Annotated in this window: 10 protein-coding genes and 1 pseudogene; 5 read left to right on the top strand and 6 right to left on the bottom strand. The window is 59.9% G+C overall.

The genetic code is table 11. From position 1 onward, the window contains the following. Positions 1-308 precede the first annotated feature (308 nt). The 4 genes from RAZWK3B_RS21470 to RAZWK3B_RS13015 all read left to right on the top strand — a co-directional run bounded on the left by RAZWK3B_RS21470 (position 309) and on the right by RAZWK3B_RS13015 (position 3727). On the top strand, positions 309-611 hold the full coding sequence (locus RAZWK3B_RS21470; RefSeq protein WP_198133289.1) for a hypothetical protein: 303 nt from the start codon (positions 309-311) through the stop codon (positions 609-611). Continuing rightward, the gene (locus RAZWK3B_RS13025) at positions 608-1177 is read left to right on the top strand and encodes a helix-turn-helix domain-containing protein (protein WP_007815858.1); all 570 of its coding nucleotides are present in this window, start codon (positions 608-610) and stop codon (positions 1175-1177) included. Before RAZWK3B_RS21470 ends, RAZWK3B_RS13025 begins: the two co-directional genes overlap by 4 nt. 527 nt (positions 1178-1704) lie before the next feature. Continuing rightward, complete coding sequence (locus tag RAZWK3B_RS13020) at positions 1705-2340, top strand: terminase small subunit (RefSeq protein ID WP_007815856.1); 636 nt, start codon at positions 1705-1707, stop codon at positions 2338-2340. Next, on the top strand, positions 2324-3727 hold the full coding sequence (locus tag RAZWK3B_RS13015) for a terminase large subunit domain-containing protein (RefSeq protein WP_007815853.1): 1404 nt from the start codon (positions 2324-2326) through the stop codon (positions 3725-3727). Before RAZWK3B_RS13020 ends, RAZWK3B_RS13015 begins: the two co-directional genes overlap by 17 nt. Positions 3728-4203: 476 nt before the next feature. Here the strand turns inward: RAZWK3B_RS13015 and tnpC are convergent, their stop codons facing one another. The 3 genes from tnpC to tnpA all read right to left on the bottom strand — a co-directional run bounded on the left by tnpC (position 4204) and on the right by tnpA (position 6551). Next, on the bottom strand, positions 4204-5733 hold the full coding sequence (gene tnpC, locus RAZWK3B_RS13010; protein ID WP_007815851.1) for an IS66 family transposase: 1530 nt from the start codon (positions 5731-5733) through the stop codon (positions 4204-4206). 78 nt (positions 5734-5811) lie between these two features. After that, a complete protein-coding gene (gene tnpB, locus RAZWK3B_RS13005; RefSeq protein ID WP_007815849.1) occupies positions 5812-6159 on the bottom strand; it encodes an IS66 family insertion sequence element accessory protein TnpB in 348 nt (115 codons plus the stop codon). Continuing rightward, positions 6156-6551, bottom strand: a complete 396-nt coding sequence (gene tnpA / locus RAZWK3B_RS13000) for an IS66-like element accessory protein TnpA (RefSeq protein WP_007815847.1) — start codon at positions 6549-6551, stop codon at positions 6156-6158. The genes tnpB and tnpA overlap by 4 nt, the downstream gene beginning before the upstream one ends. On the opposite strand from tnpA, the gene RAZWK3B_RS21690 reads away from it, so the two are divergent. Then, positions 6453-6899, top strand: a complete 447-nt coding sequence (locus tag RAZWK3B_RS21690; RefSeq protein WP_232279535.1) for a transposase — start codon at positions 6453-6455, stop codon at positions 6897-6899. The genes tnpA and RAZWK3B_RS21690 overlap by 99 nt on opposite strands. A 32-nt stretch (positions 6900-6931) precedes the next feature. On the opposite strand, the pseudogene RAZWK3B_RS12990 reads toward RAZWK3B_RS21690, so the two are convergent. The 3 genes and pseudogenes from RAZWK3B_RS12990 to RAZWK3B_RS12980 all read right to left on the bottom strand — a co-directional run. After that, a pseudogene (locus RAZWK3B_RS12990) lies at positions 6932-7459 on the bottom strand (hypothetical protein); the annotation flags it as partial. A 159-nt stretch (positions 7460-7618) separates the two neighbouring features. Continuing rightward, positions 7619-12310, bottom strand: a complete 4692-nt coding sequence (locus RAZWK3B_RS12985; protein ID WP_232279530.1) for a DUF3320 domain-containing protein — start codon at positions 12308-12310, stop codon at positions 7619-7621. After that, positions 12297-15428 carry a type I restriction endonuclease subunit R gene (locus tag RAZWK3B_RS12980; RefSeq protein ID WP_007815840.1) on the bottom strand — a complete coding sequence of 1044 codons (3132 nt, stop codon included), beginning with the start codon at positions 15426-15428 and terminating at the stop codon, positions 12297-12299. The genes RAZWK3B_RS12985 and RAZWK3B_RS12980 overlap by 14 nt, the downstream gene beginning before the upstream one ends. Between the last annotated feature and the right edge of the window lie 152 nt (positions 15429-15580).

Genomic DNA, 15580 nt, shown 5'->3' with positions numbered 1-15580 from the left:
CACACGAGACCCGAGGCATGCGCCCGCATCGCCGTAAAGAATATCGGACCCATCGGAATGTTGCTGCGCTGGCACCCGATGGCCCCGTGAGATGGAAGCGCCGGCGAAGGGGTAGAAGGCTCACCATGCCCCGCTCAAGAACAGAGCTATCCGGTAGCGCAGTGTGTGTATGTCCCAAGCCCGGCGACGGTCGGCAGGATAGCACGCTTCTCCCGACGACGGGGGAAGTGTGCTTTGAACCCAGCCCCCAACCATCGGCAGGATGGCGGCAGAGACAACAGCAGAGAGGAAGACAGATGATAGAGGCAATGAAGGGTTCGCGAGGTCAGGAACTAGCGCGATGCACGTGCGATGACTGCGGTACGATCAAGGATGTACGCGCTGCGCACGGGAGGACGCCATACGGGCCGGGCAAGCGCAAGGCCACTGCGGGTCAGCGTTGGCCCCATGATTGCGCCGCCGAGCGTGATGCGATCCCGCCTGACAAGTTGCGGACCATGCTGAGCGAGGCAATCGAAGGCCATTTGCCAGTCTATGAGCTGGCACGGTTGAAGCAGATTAAGGTCGTCGAACGCAAGACACTGATGCAGCTTATAGGAGCGCCGCAATGAGCATTACCGCGCTGCAAAACGCCTTCGACGCGATCCGCCAGCACAAGATGAGCAATTCAGCCAAGTTGGTGCTCTTGTGCTTGGCAAACCGCCACAACCAAGAAACCGGGCGCTGCGATCCGTCGATCCCGACCATCGCGACTGACATGAAAATATCAGAGCGCGCCGCCCGGGATGGGCTGCGAGAGCTTGAGCGACTCGGGCTCGTCAAAACAATCCGCCGCACGGTGCGCACTGGCCTTGGAAAGCGAAACATGAGCAATCGATACAACCTGAGAGGTGGGGCAAAATATGCCGGCGGTATGGGGCAGAATTTGCCGGGAAAACAGGAATATAAACGAACGTCGGTTTTTGATGATCTGGCGATGCTCTTGGAAAGCCAGCCGAAGGCCGATTTTGGCGAAGCTGGTCGCATCAATTCGAAACCTTGGCCCTCTGCAAGCGCCGGATTTGCTGAGAAGGGGAGCGAGGGCTGCCACGTTGCGCCCTTTCTCAGCCCCAGAGGCAACCTCGGAGACGGCACTGCGCCGGATCAAGAACAGCCCAACAGCCCGGAAGAAGAATGAAGACGAATGGCATTACATCACAGAATGACCTGATCGCATATGGCCGGTGTTCCCGTACGGTATCACAAGCAACGACGGCGTTATCACCTGTGATCACAATCATTTCTACGCTAGCGACGGTTTCCGGCGCACACGCCCATGGTGGCGAGGTTATTCGCGACGGTTGCAGTGTCGGTGTTTTGGCTGATCTTTCCTAGCCGGATTCTTCCGGTGCTTCTACGGTGCGTTTTTTAACAGTGCGTCAGACGAAGGCCGACATTCGGATGCTTGGCAAAGAACAATTTTCGAAAGTGGCGAGAGGAGCACGGGAAAACTGATCCGCCTCCCCAGCCCATCTGCCACATGGCCTACAGTGACCTGCCGACAGGAGGGGATGCCACAAGCCGCGCTGCTGAGGCCAGCCTTGCAGACAAGTTCGGCGGGCTTTGCTTTACGCTCCGCAATAGTGAAACCTTTCACCGCGGCACAACATGTAGTATATATATCAATATTAAACTCCTTAATGAGCAACATGTGGATTTCGGACAATGAGCGCGCAGGGTAATGCCAGCAATCAGACCAAGCTGACGGCGAAGCAGGAGCGCTTTGTTGAGGAATACCTGATCGATCTCAACGCAACACAGGCCGCTATTCGGGCTGGGTACAGCAAGAAGACTGCCCGACAGGTCGGTGCCGAAAACTTGTCAAAACCTGACATTGCAGATGCTATCGCAACCGCCAAAGCAGAGCGCGCAGAAAGAACCGAAATCAATGCCGATTGGGTGCTGCGCCGCCTTGCGGATGAGGTCACCGCAGACCTGGCGGATCTGTACGATAAGGCCGGTGCAATCAAGACCATACATGAATGGCCTTTGATCTGGCGCCAAGGACTGATTGCCGGGCATGACGTCTACGAAAACACCATAGAGGGTGAAAAGGTTGGGGAGACGGTCAAGCTGAGGCTGTCCGATCGGATCAAGCGGCTGGAACTTATTGCCAAGCATGTCGATGTTCAGGCGTTCGTCGAGCGCAAAGAGCACACCGGTAAGGACGGTGGGCCGATCCAGACCGAAGGCAATGTGAATGTGCTCATCGTTCCTCAGCGTAAGGCAAAAGAAGTCTTCACCCGCGATATGACGCCGGAAGAAATCATCACTTATCTGGGCGATGAATCTGATGCTTGATGGCTCGACCCATACCATCAACCCAGTCTGGGCCCCATCCGAAAAGCAGTCGGAATTTTTGTCGTGTTCAGACTTTGAGGTCTTGTATGGTGGCGCGGCAGGAGGCGGCAAGTCGGACGCTCTTTTGATCGACGCTTTATGCGCGCAAGAGGGCGGCTATGAAAACAGCAACCATCGCGCAATACTGTTTCGCCGTAGCTTCCCCGAGCTGCGCGACCTGATCTCAAGATCGCAAGAAATATACCCGGATATCGCTCACGGCGCGTCTTTCAATCAGACCGAGAAAATCTGGACATTCCCATCCGGCGCCAAGATCGAGTTTGGCTACCTGCAAAACGATGCGGATCGCCTCAAGTATCGCGGCCGCGCCTGGAACTATATCGGCTTTGATGAGCTGACGCTTTGGCCCACGGATGTGTGTTACCTCTACCTGTTCTCACGCTGCCGATCCACCGATCCGACGCTTCCCCGTCTGATCCGTGCCACCACCAACCCTGATGGACCGGGCCAAGGCTGGGTGATGGAGCGTTGGGGGATCAAGGAGGACGGTCAAGCCACCCGCGTGCCCATTGATACTGTTGACGCTGAGATGCGCCGTATCACGACCTCCTATCGCACATTCATCCCGGCCCGCCTGTCCGAGAACCCGCACCTGAGTGAGACCGGCTATCGCGAGGCCCTGTTGCAGCTGCCCCCAGACGAGCGTGACGCGCTTCTCATGGGCTTGTGGCGCCAAGGCAGGGTGCATGGGGCCTACTACGCCAACGAAATGGCTGAGATGCGGAACCGCGGCGGCATCCGCTCGGTGCCCTATGATCCGTCGGAGCCTGTCAACACGTTCTGGGATCTCGGCTGGAACGACACCACGGCAATCTGGTTTCATCAACAGATCGCCGGCGAGCATCGCTTCATTCGTGCATACGAGAACAGTGGCGAGAGCCTCGACCACTATGCCACGTACCTCCAGAACTCAGGCTTCAACGTAATGGGCGGCCGCCACTACCTGCCGCATGACGCGCAGAACAAGAGCTTGCAGACCGGCAAGAGCGCGCTGGAGATTTTGCAGGAGATGTTGCCGAACCTGCACTTCGAGGTGGTGCCTCGCATCCAGAACGTCTTGACTGGCATCAACCAGACGCGCCTGGCCATGCGCGGCAAGGTGTTCATGGACGCCACCGAGTGCGCCGATGGCATCGCGGCCCTCGACAACTATCGCAAGGCCTACAACGAGCGCCACGACGTGTTCACCGAGCGCCCGTTGCACGACCGTTATTCCAACTTCGCCGACGCTTTCCGCCAATGGGGCCAAGCCCTAGAAGAAGGCCTGACAGGCCCACGAAAGCGGTTCCGTCGCAAGCCCAAGCCTCCCGGGGCTATGTGGATATGAGCAACATCACTAAAACACCTGGCGGGCTGATCCTGCGCGGAGGTAACGAGCATAAAAAGCCTGGCGCTGAGCAACTGATCTTTCACAAGGTGTAAGCAACCGTTGAGATTGACGGACCATCATATGATCTAAATGCAATTGGGCGCGAGAGCGCCTATGGCAAGTATCATTACGACGTGACAATGGATGATGGTGCCGAGGCTTTGTTGTCGGTGGCGGCTGATCGAGTAAGCGAAGCCCGGAGCGGCCCAGCCGACAGCCTCGGCCAGATCACCCTAGATTTTGCGGAAAACACTGTCAATCGACGTGATGGGGCCAAGCAACCGCAGGGTTCACAACCAGAGGCCTCTGCTTCGTTGAGAGCCGGGGCGAAACCCGGTTCAGTTCGGCGTTGGAAGGCGACCCCGAGACTGCAAAAGTAGAAAACAAAGGCGGTGAACTCAACCTGGATGTATCCGTCCGGTGGAGGCGCGGTTTCAGTTTTCGGCCTGCCATTTCCACGACATGAGTTCGTCGATACGGTTGATCTTGTGATCAGGTAGGCGCTGGAGGACCCATGTCAGCCATGCTTCGGGATCGACATCGTTCATCTTTGCGGTCTCGATGAGCGTGTAGGCGATGGCGGCTGCTTTTCCGCCGCCGATTGACCCCATGAACAGGTAATTCTTACGGCCGAGGGCAATGGGGCGGATCGACCGCTCGCAGGTGTTGTTGTCGAGTTCGAGGCGGCCGTCGTCGAGATAGCCGCGGGCTTTGGGCATGCGGTTCAGGGCATAGCGGATGGCTTCGGCCAGTTTGGTCTTGCCAGAGATCTTGCGCAGCTGCGCGTGTAGCCAAAGCTCCAACTCGTCGAAGATCGGCTTGGCCTTGGCCTGTCGCAGGGCCACCCGCTCTTCCGGGCCCTTCCCACGTGCCTCCGTCTCGACAGCGTAGAGCTCTGCGATTTGCTTGATCGCGTGTTGGGCGATGGGCGAGCCAGTGCGCTCCACCTCGTCGACGAACTTGCGGCGCACATGGACCATGCAGGCCTGCTCGTCCGCTTTACCCTTGCCAAACAGGCCATTGAACCCGGCAAAGCCATCGGCATGGACCGTGCCGGTATAGCCCGTGAGATGGTTGGCCGGGTGCTCGCCCTTCCGATCGACGCTGAACTGGTACCAGGCGCAAGGCGGCGCGGTCCCGCACCACGGTCGCTCGTCTCGTACGTAACTCCAGAGCCGCGCGGTTTTGGTCTTCGTCGTATTGGCGCGCACCTGCAGTTTTACGGGGGTGTCGTCCGCAAACAGCGCGGGACCCGCGCGCACCAGTTTGCCGATGTGCTCGGCCAGCGGTTCCAGCAAGGCCGTGGTACGCCCGACCCAGTCGCTCAGCGCGGAGCGATGCAGATCGACGCCTTCACGGGCGTAGATCCGGGACTGCCGATCGAGTGGCAGGTGATCGCAATATTTGCCGACCAGGACGTGCGCGACGAGGCCGGGGCCCGGCCGTCCGCGCTCGATCAGACGGGACGGCAACGGAGCCTGGGCGAAGGCTTCACAACAGGTGCAGGCCATGCGGGGGCGGATGAACCGCCGCACCACGAAGTGACCGGGGATATAATCCAGCTCCTCTGTGATGTCCTCGCCCACCTGGCGAAGGGCGCCGCCGCATCCCACGCATGCCTCACCAGGCGACAGGACCTCATCTTCCCGATCCAGGTGGTCGGGTAGTGGCTTGCGGCTGTGCTGACGCTTAGCGCGCGTGGCCGCGCCCTCAGTGTCGCCTGGCACCGCCGCGGCGGTCTGATCTTCTGCGGCTTGCGCGATCTCGTCATCTTCCGACAGGTCCAGCGCCAGCTGATCCATGCGCTCTGACTTCGACCCGAAGCGCGCCTTGCGATGTCCGTGAAGCTCGGCCTTCAGCTTCTCGATCTGGTAGGCCTGAGACTGGATGTGCCGGGCCATCTGCTCGCTGACGGTTCGCAGCTCGTCAGGGTCTTCAGGCAGGGATTTGAAGGCGTCCAGCATGGGGCAATCTTTACCAGATCAGCCCATCAGAGGGAACGCAAAACTGCGCTCAAGCCCATGTTTTATTGAGCTTTAGGCTTACCCCGTGGCCATGGGGCGCCAAGTCTTTTGCGGTGTTCGCCAGTCGATCCCTTCGAGCAGCATCGACAGTTGCGACGGGCTCAGGCTGACCTTGCCTGCCTTGGCCGCCGGCCAAACAAACCGGCCCCGTTCCAGCCGCTTGGTGAACAGACAAGCCCCTTGGCTATCCCACCAAATGATCTTCAAAAGATCGCCCCGACGACCCCGGAAGACGAACATATGGCCGGAATACGGATCCTCGGCCAGAACCTGTTCGGCCTGCGCGGCCAGCGTGTTGAAGCCACGCCGCATATCCGTCACGCCGGCCGCCAGCCACACCCGCATGTTGCTCGGCACCGGGATCATTGCGCCAGTCCTTCGACCAGCGCCACGATCGCCGAAAGCGCGGTCGGACCCTCCACCAGTATCCGTCGGCCATCCGACAACGTGATATCAACGCGCTGCGCAGTGACGCAACCTGTCGAACGGGTAGCCGAAATGGGGGCCGTTGGAGCGGGGACCACACCCGCAATCTCGACCGGAAGAAACCCTGTGCCCTCAGCCGCGGGCAACTCCACAACCTCGTCAGGTGATGAAAACCGCGGATCGCGGAGCCACTTGTGGATCAGGTTGGTGTTCATCGCGTAGCGCCGTGCAACCTGCGCAACCGAAACCCCGGAAACCCGCGCCTGCGCGCAGATCGAAAGCTTCTCTTCGTCCGACCAGACCCGCTTCTTCTGCCCTTTCTTGCCCGCCATCGCCAACCTCAAGATGTCCACTATCGATGGTGGACATCTAGCAGGCACTCCATAACAACGTCAGAGCAGGGACACCGGACGGATACGGCCTTCTACGACTTCCCGGCTGAGCACTGGAAGCACATCCGGACCACGAACCCGATCGAGAGCGTCTTCGCCACGGTCCGCAATCGCACCCGGAAAACCAAGGGCTGCCTGAACCGCAAAACCGCCCTCGCCATGGTCTTCAGACTGATGATGTCAGCCAAGAAGAAGTGGCGGAAAATCTCAGGGCCAAACCGTCTGCCCGAGGTCATTCAGGGGGTTGTCTTCAAAGACGGCATCAAGCAACTTCAAGTCGCCGCCTGACCAAGGCCGTCACCAACTTTTGGGCATAGCTCCTCTTGATCAGCAAGCGCCTCAAACGTTTCGCGTGCTCTTTGCACCTCCCGGCCAAGCGCTTGACCTGAAAGAGCAATATCGTGCGCCTGCTCAAGCGCCGACTGATAATCGCGCACAGTCATATCCAGATGCTGCTCTACGGCTGCGGACCCAGCCAACGCAGCAGCATTTAACCAGCTCGACATTGCCACAATCGCAAGCGACCCAACAAATGTGGAAACTGTAAGACCGATCAGCCCTGCCGCACTACGCATCGACGGCAATAGCCGCAGCATATAGCTCCAGAAAACAAAAATACCGACTGATACTGCAATCGAATACGAAACAGCAGCAAAAAAGCTCATTGCCCCCGTATCTTCAAGCAGTGACGAAACACCGAGATAAGTGTAAATGCCCGATGCAGTGGCCAGAACGCCCAAAGCGGCAGACGTGAATGTATCGAGCCATGCCAAGTGCCCCTCCAACTCTTTGGCGGTACGCAGCCCTTTTGCTTCATCCGCCGACATGCGCTCTTTTCCCTGAGTCATGCTTTCCTCGCGATGTTTTTCAGTCATTTATTCGAAGCCCTCAAAGATTGATGATTGGAGCCGCATATTGCCATCGCGCCGTATTCAAACGTGCAGGCTACTACACATCAGAGCAGTCCGAGCATCTGTAACGATCAGAAAAATGATGATACATTTGCATCATTGCTGACCCTCCGATAGCGTCTGTTTGATTTTTTTCCTGAGATCTGAGCCTGTTCTTGCGAAACCAAGGATACGTGCCGTAGCAACGACCAGGTCCTCTTGGGGCATGTTTCCGCTTTCCTCGATCACGCGGGCCGCAGCAGCTCGTATCTCAAGAGGCGAAAGAAAATCAGCCATGGTCGGTGAACCTTCTTCCGACCGATCCCGCACGGGACAATTATCGCGTTGGGCACTCGTCATGGAAAAATCTTCATCAATAAAAATTCTGTCGGATCGGGCTGCGCGGTCCAGAGCCTGATCTGACACATTTTGAATGCGCCTTCCGGTCCTGGACTTACCAAATGCTGCCGCAACCCGGCGCGCGACCAGCTCTCTATGGATTGGGCCTTCCGCCGTCACAATCCTGGTCACCAAGTCGACCAAAAGGTGCATCGGTGCTTCATGTGGTTCGACGCTCATGTTCACCGTGAAATTCGATGGCAAATAAGCTGGCGCACTGAGCTCGGGCGGTGGCGGCAAGACCGCCTCTGCCACAGGCTCTGGCGCCGTTTCCGCAACAGGCGCGCGCCGGCCACCCGTATTTGCACCAGAAAATGCCGGTCCTTCGGCAAGAGCGGCAGCCTCAAGAGCCACCCTCAGGCGATCGATTTCCGCCGCACGGCGGTGGAACCAATCGGTGCTCCAGATCCGGTGGAAGCGCCAGCCGAGCCCTTCCAAGACATCCTGACGAAGACGATCACGTTCGCGCGCCCAGAGCGCGGAGTGATAAGTGGCGCCATCACATTCAACAGCGAGGATGTAGCAGCCCTGTTGCTCGGGATGCCGCACGCCCAGATCGATCCGGAAGCCAGCAGCCCCTACCTGATGATCGCAAGGATAGCCAAGACGCTCGATGACATCGGCCACGTCGGACTCGAGCGGGCTGTCAGGCAATTCACCTGTCACTTGCGGCTGAGCAATCTGCCCGCTGCGCGCAAACTCGAGGAATCGCTTGAGAACCCTCGGCCCATCACGGCTGGTCCGACTGGTGTCTATGTCGTTGGGATCAAACGAGCAGAAGACGACACAACGGGTCCTGGCGCGAGAGAAGAGAACGTTCAGGCGCCGCTCGCCGCCCTCGCCATTCACAGGCCCAAATGACATGGACGTAAGTCGCCCATTTGGCTCGGCCGGGCCGTACCCGACCGAAATCAAGATTACATCGCGCTCGTCGCCCTGCACATTCTCGATGTTCTTGACGAAGACATCCTCCGACCGCCCCTCGCGCAGGAATTCGTCGAGGATCTCGTCTTGGCGCCGGGTCACTTCGAGCACCTCCGTCAGCATGTCGGATTGTGCCTTTGAAAAGGCAACCACGCCGAGGGAAAGGTCTGGACGCGTCCGCGCATGCTCGGCAACCGCCTTTGCGACAGCCTCAGCCTCAATCCGATTGGTACCAGGTCGCCCTGTTCCCCTAGACCGGCTGGTGTAAACACCTGGCACGCGCTGAAACGCGAGCCCATAGTCGGGGTCGTTTTGAACCGGCGACGGGGGGAGGATCAAACGGTGATCATAGAACTCCGCGTTGTTGACCATGATGAGCGATGGATCGCGCGACCGATAATGCCATTCGAGCATAGCTGGGTTCAGACCGCGGGCTTCACACAGCGTCAGGACGCTCTCCATCTCCGTCGCAGTCGCAGTACGGACTTCCTCTTCGGCTTCCTCATCCAACTCCGCATCATCAGATCCAGCAATCCGATCAAAAAAGCTCGTGGGCGGAAGCTGTTTCTGATCGCCGACCACAACGATCTGGCGGCACCGCGCAATCGCGCCCAGCGCTTCTTCGGGCCGGACTTGGCTGGCCTCGTCGATCACCAACAGATCGAATTCCGCAGCCCCCGGCGGCAGATATTGGGCAATTGAGATGGGGCTCATGAGAAGGACCGGCTTGATCCTCTGCACCATCTGCCCGGCCGCTTTCATCATTTGGCGGATCGGCCGGTGCCGCCGTTTCTTGGCCATTTCCCCGCGCAAAAAACCCATCTGACCGGCAGCGCCTGTGGGCAGCTGCGCCAGATGTTTCGCACGAACAAGTCGCCGGGTCTCGGCAAGGCGCGCAGCTTCGAGCCCGCGAAAGGCCTCCACCAGCGCGTGCCGATCAAGATAAGCCAGCTCGTTGAGGCGAGGGAGCGCGGCGCGGGCTGCTTCCCAGCGGGCTTCGGCGGTTGCATAGAGGAACTCGTCCACCGCCTTGTCAGGTGAAAGCTCACACGCGTCTAACATCGTGATCAGAGACTCGAGGCCGTTGCTTTCCAATTCACCAGAAAGATGCGTGAGGCGCGCCCACTCGCTGAAACGATCAAGGGCAACGCGCATGGCTTCGATGCGCTGCGCCAGTGTATTGATGGCGATGCCATCACCTTCTGGCCACTTGATCGCAAGCCGTGCCACCAGCGGATCCAACACCAAGGCCAAGCCATCCAAAGCGGCGGTCAATTCCGCCTCGCGATCTGCCGCGGCGCTAATCCGTTCAATGCTCTCAGCATCAGCGGACGGGTCGATTTCTGCCATGTGACCAAGCCATTCAGCCTGGAATGAGAGCGCTTTGAAATGCGTACGTTCGCCACGCCACGCAGCCCCGAGGGCCTCTTTGAGCCAACCTTCCTCATCGGCCAGCTCTCTGCGGCGCCGTTGAACGCCCACCAGTTCGTCGACAAGCTGAAGGCGGTCTTCAGGCGCGCTGGGCAGTGGGCCGGTCAAGACAGTCGCGAGCTCCTTGCTAGCCGCGCGATAAGTCCCGAAGAGCCGTGCCCAGAACGAACCAACCCCAGGTGCCAATCGACCGCGCAACGAATCTGCAGAAATCCCAAACGCCGGCTCTGCAAAACGCGCGTCGGCTGCTTCGCGCGCCTCTGCCCACGCACGCCCTGCGCCAATGGCTTCCTGAAGGCGGGGGTCGCTCGCTCGCGATAGCAGCACCGAGGTCGCGTCTTGGGCATCTTCCGGCCTTTCCGCCGCCGCGCGCAGAAGGTCTCGCAACCTGATGCAGTCAGGCAATGAACTCGGCTCGGATTGGTGCGTTAACGCTGCCACCTGCGAGGCCGTCGTTTGCAGCTGCTTTATCGCCTCTGATACTCGGCTTAATTCGGGTTCTAGCCGCTGCAGGTCGGTTGGCTGCAAGCTCGTTGAGCCAACACCCGCGAATGGATGGCTTTGCCGAGGGCCCGATGTTTCAAGCAGGTCGGCATAGGCTGCCACACGTTCCGCAAGATTTTGCCGGGTGGCATCGTCAAGAGCGGCCAACCCGTCACGCACCAGTCTGGGGGGCGGCAGTTCCTTTCCCACAAACCGTGCAATTTCCGCCATCGCCCGATACGGCGTGAATGCATGGCCAGGGACATGATCATGCAGCAGCGCACTTACACTGTTCAGCTTATCGCGTGCCTCGCGCAGGGCATCTGGCGGTTCCGGTATCTCCTGTGCTGCTCGCCCAGCACTCAAGGTTCGCGCGAGTTCTTCAAGGAATGCCTTCTTGTTGGCGGCACGTGAATGGATCTCGAGGCAGAGGTCACCCAGCCCCACTTTCTGCAGCCGGTCATGCACGACCGACAGCGCGGCCATTTTCTCTGCCACGAAAAGCACAGTCTTACCGTCATGGGCAGCCCCCGCGATGATGTTCGCAATCGTCTGCGACTTGCCTGTTCCCGGCGGCCCTTGGACGACGAGATTGCGCCCCGCACGAACTTCCTCGATCACGCGGGTTTGCGACGCGTCCGCTGGCACAACATGCAGCAGATCAGAAGGGGCTAGCCGAGGATCAAGCGGCTCCTGCGGAGAGAAAAGCGGCTCCGACCGTTCGAACCCACCCCCGAGAAGTCCACCGAGAACCGGGTGATCCTCAAATGCGCTATCTGGCCAGTGTTCTGGCTCGAGGTCTCTCATCATCAAGAGCTTCGAGAACGAGAAGAAGCCAAGCTGCATGCCATCTCGATCGATCGACCAGCGGGTTCGGTTCGCAATGCGCTCGGCCAGATCGTCGAAATAAGCCTCAGGAGCGAATGTTTCGTCCTCGGCAATCTCTGGCAACTCGAACCCGAAATCCGCTCGCAGCCGTTCTTGAAGCGGCAAATTCGTTACGATTTCGGTATCCCGTGCGCGCAGATTGAACGTCGCTCTCCGGTCATCCCGGACCAGCTCGACCGGAAGCAGGATGAGTGGGGACTCTCGAAGGGTCTGCGAGCTATCGCTCTCGTACCAGCGCAGAAAACCCATCGCGAGGTATAGGATGTTGAAACCCTGCTCTTCCTCGGACGTGCGGGCATCTTTGAACAAGCGCAGCAATCGACGCTGCAGGGCCTCCTGACCCAATCGCGTTTCAAGGTATTGGTCCTGGTATCGCGCGGCCCGATCAGCGGAGCCGACGTCATCAACGGATAACAGTAGGCCCTCGCTGTCACCCTCATCGTCAGCGTCTTCTTCATCTCGGGCCAGGAAACGCATCCGCTGTCCCTGCACTCGGAGAATATCGAAGATGTCGGCGGTCCGTTCGCCATCAATGTCCAGCGAATTGGACCGCTTGGCTGAACGGTTCACGTGGATAAGTCGGTTGCGCGTCCCTGTTTCCACAAGGCGACGGCGCGCATCAGCCAGCAGAGCGGATAGACTTATGCTACGGTCACCATCGACAGTTTCTTCAGGCAAATTCACGCGCCAATACCTCTGCTTGTTGAACGACCTTCTTGATCGCGTCAGACTGGAGATCCGGCGGGAAACCGTGCTTGCGCAGAATGCGACGAATACTGACCCGCATCTTCTTCCGGATGTCATCGCGTCGCCACCAGTCAACTCGAGCGTTCTGCTGGACCGTCATGACCAACTCGGTCGCGATGATACGAAGCTCTTCATTTCCCATAAGTTCGACAGCGCTCGCGTTCGTCGCAAGCGCGTCATAGAACGCGACCTCTTCGGGCGAGAGCCCATCCTCCGGCTCCTCTTGAAGCGCCTTCGCGATCGCGATCATCTCCTGGATGACCTGCAGAGCGTCAACGCTGCGATTATGGTACCGGGCCAGCGCCTCCTCCAGACGCTTCGAGAACGCTTCCTTCTTCGTGTTGTTGGTGCGTGTGCGCGTCCGGATTTCGCCGTTCAGGAGTTTCTTCAGCGCCTCGACCGCGAGGCTCTTATGGGGGTTGTTCTTCAGACCGAGAAGGAACTCCTCGCTCAGCACACCGATGTCGGGCCGGTCTATTCCCGCTGCCTCGAGAATATCGATGACCTCGGTCGAGGTGACGGCCCGGTTCAGAAGCTGAGAGATCGCCAGATCGGCCTCGTCCACGCTGCGGCCGGACCGGGAACCAGCGTCCATCTTCCGGATCGCGGCCTGCACGGCGGTGAAGAACCCGACCTCGTCCTTAACCTCATCGGCCTCCGTGGTCCCTGATGCGATCCGGAACGCCTTCACCAGTCCTGCAACGCCCTTCATGAACCGTTTCTTCGACTCGGTCCTGTCCTTGGGGGTCTCCCCATCAACCTTGAGGTTCAGAGCGTGTTCGATCGCGACCGGGAGCATCTTGATCCGCTCCTGCGGGGTCCCCTGAACCGCCGACATGTAGTCTACGCCGTGGAACATGGACCGCATGATGTCGAGCTGGGTCAGGAGGGCATGAACGGCCTCCCCCTGATCGATACCGGTCTGCTTCCGGTCCGCGTTCGAATAATGGTTCAGCGCCGCTTTCAAGTCCGCCGCGAGCCCGATGTAATCGACCACGAGCCCGGAGGGTTTCGCCCCGAACACCCGGTTGATCCGAGTGATCGCCTGCATCAGCCCGTGCCCCTTCATTGGCTTGTCCGTGTAGAGCGTGTGCATGCAGGGTGCGTCGAACCCGGTCAGCCACATGTCCCGGACGATCACCAGCTTGAACGGGTCGGACGGGTCCCGGTAACGGGTCCGGAGCGTCTCAAGCCGCGCCTTCGAGCGGATATGCGGCTGGAACTCCGCCGGGTCCTGCGCCGCCCCGGTCATGACGACCTTCACCTCACCAGCCCCATCGTCATCCGAGTGCCAGTCGGGCCGCGCTGCGATGATCCGGTTATAGACCTCCACGCAGATCCGGCGCGACATGCAGACGATCATCACCTTCCCGCCGTCCATTGCCTCGAACCGCGCGTCGAAATGCTGGAGAATGTCCTCAACCACCTTGTCCAGCCGCGGCGCGGCCCCGACGAGTGCTTCGACCCGGGACCATTTCCGGGTCATCGTCTTCCGGGTCTCCTCGTCCAGGTCTGCGCCGCCGTCCTCCGCGTCCTCGAGGATCTCGTCGTATTCGGCGTCGAGCAGGTCGCCCGCTTCCTCACCGAGCGAAATCTTTGCGACCCTGCCCTCGTAGTAGATCGGCACGGTCGCCCCATCTTCGACCGCTTGCGCAATGTCGTAGACGTCGATGTACTCGCCGAAGACCGCCTGGGTGTCCGCGCCGACCAGGGAGATCGGCGTGCCAGTGAAGCCGACATGGACCGCGTTCGGCAGCGCCTCGCGCAGGTGATGGGCGAACCCGTACCGGGTCTCCCCGGTTTCAGCGTTGAGTTTCGCCTCGAACCCGTACTGGCTCCGGTGCGCCTCATCCGCGAAGACAATCACGTTTGACCGATCCGTTAGCTGACCGAAGCTCGTTTCGCCTTTCTGGGGGCGGAATTTCTGCATCGTGGCAAAGATCACCCCGCCTACCTTCCGATGGTCGAGCTTCCGGCGCAGGTCCGGGACGTCCTCGGCCTGCTCCGGGGCCTCCCCGAACAGCACCTCGCAGCGCCCGAAGGTGGAGTAGAGCTGGTTGTCCAGATCGTTCCGGTCCGTGATGACGACTACGGTCGGGTTCTCCAGATCAGGGTGCCGCATGAGCCGGCCCGCCAGAAACGCCATCAGGAGCGATTTTCCGGAGCCTTGTGTGTGCCACATCACCCCGCCGCGACCGTCGAGGTCTCGAGCCCGGAGAACGGCGCTGACGGCCTTCCTGACCGCGTGGCACTGGTGGTACCCGGCGATCTTCTTGATCGGGCCTTTCCCCTCGTCCTCGAAGACCATGCAGTAGTGCATCAGCTCCAGGATCGTGGCTGGCGCGAGCAGCCCGTGGATCAGGGTTTGCAGAGCCAGATCGGTCCCATCCTCGACCAGCGTCTCCCCGTCAACGGTGCGCCAGCGCATGAACCGGTCCAGGTTCGCCGAGAGCGACCCGTACCGAGCCGTCACGCCCTCGGAGATGACCGAGAAAGCGTTGGTCCGGAACAGGGCGGGGATCTGAGCCTTGTAGGTTTCGATCTGGTTGTAGGCCCCCTTCAGGGTCCCGGTCTCGGTCCCCTTCAGTTCGATCAAGATAAGCGGCATCCCGTTCAGGAAGAGCACGATGTCAGGCCGCCGGGCGGTCTGGCCGACCACCTCGAACTGGTTGACGGCCAGCCAGTCATTCTCCTCGCTCTCCCAGTCGACAAGACGGGCGATCGCGTTCCGCTCCTCGCTCCCCTCGAACCAGGTTACCGGCACCCCGCCCACCAGGATGCCGTGGATGCGCCGGTTCTCCGAGATCAGGTCGCCTGCGTATTCGGTATCGCGGACCCGGTTCAGCACCGTTTGGACCGCCTCAGGAGGAAGTGTCGGGTTCAGGCGCCGGATCGCGGCGTCGAGCCGGGGTAGCAGCAACGTGTCGTGATAACTCTGCCGGACCGGATCCTCTACTTCAGGCGAGAGCTCCAACCCGTGCTGGTAGGTGAACCCGATGCTCTGCAGTTCACTCAGGGCCCACTGTTCCAGGTCATCTTCTGTCGCGAAGGCCATCAGGCGTCCTCCCCTGTCTGGTCATCGTGAATGCGGATCTGGCGATTCAACCGCAAAAGTGGATTGCTGAACGCGGCCGCCAAGCTCCGGATGTAGTCTGACAGCCTTTCCTGAAGGTAGTCCTGCTCGCGTAAGGCGAGGTCGGAAAATCG

The organism is Roseobacter sp. AzwK-3b, from assembly GCF_000170875.1.
GTDB lineage: Bacteria > Pseudomonadota > Alphaproteobacteria > Rhodobacterales > Rhodobacteraceae > Roseovarius > Roseovarius litoreus.
Note: the sequence above shows the minus strand (reverse complement) of the source record. Positions and strands in the feature narration are given on the sequence as shown.

Excerpts from the sequence above, each read along its gene's own strand:
- RAZWK3B_RS13015 (WP_007815853.1), top strand. The coding sequence starts at position 2,324 with ATGAATCTGATGCTTGATGGCTCGACCCATACCATCAACCCAGTCTGG.
- RAZWK3B_RS12980 (WP_007815840.1), bottom strand. The coding sequence starts at position 15,428 with ATGGCCTTCGCGACAGAAGATGACCTGGAACAGTGGGCCCTGAGTGAA.
- tnpB (WP_007815849.1), bottom strand. The coding sequence starts at position 6,159 with ATGATCCCGGTGCCGAGCAACATGCGGGTGTGGCTGGCGGCCGGCGTG.
- RAZWK3B_RS13025 (WP_007815858.1), top strand. The coding sequence starts at position 608 with ATGAGCATTACCGCGCTGCAAAACGCCTTCGACGCGATCCGCCAGCAC.
- RAZWK3B_RS21470 (WP_198133289.1), top strand. The coding sequence starts at position 309 with ATGAAGGGTTCGCGAGGTCAGGAACTAGCGCGATGCACGTGCGATGAC.
- tnpC (WP_007815851.1), bottom strand. The coding sequence starts at position 5,733 with ATGCTGGACGCCTTCAAATCCCTGCCTGAAGACCCTGACGAGCTGCGA.
- RAZWK3B_RS13020 (WP_007815856.1), top strand. The coding sequence starts at position 1,705 with ATGAGCGCGCAGGGTAATGCCAGCAATCAGACCAAGCTGACGGCGAAG.
- tnpA (WP_007815847.1), bottom strand. The coding sequence starts at position 6,551 with ATGGCGGGCAAGAAAGGGCAGAAGAAGCGGGTCTGGTCGGACGAAGAG.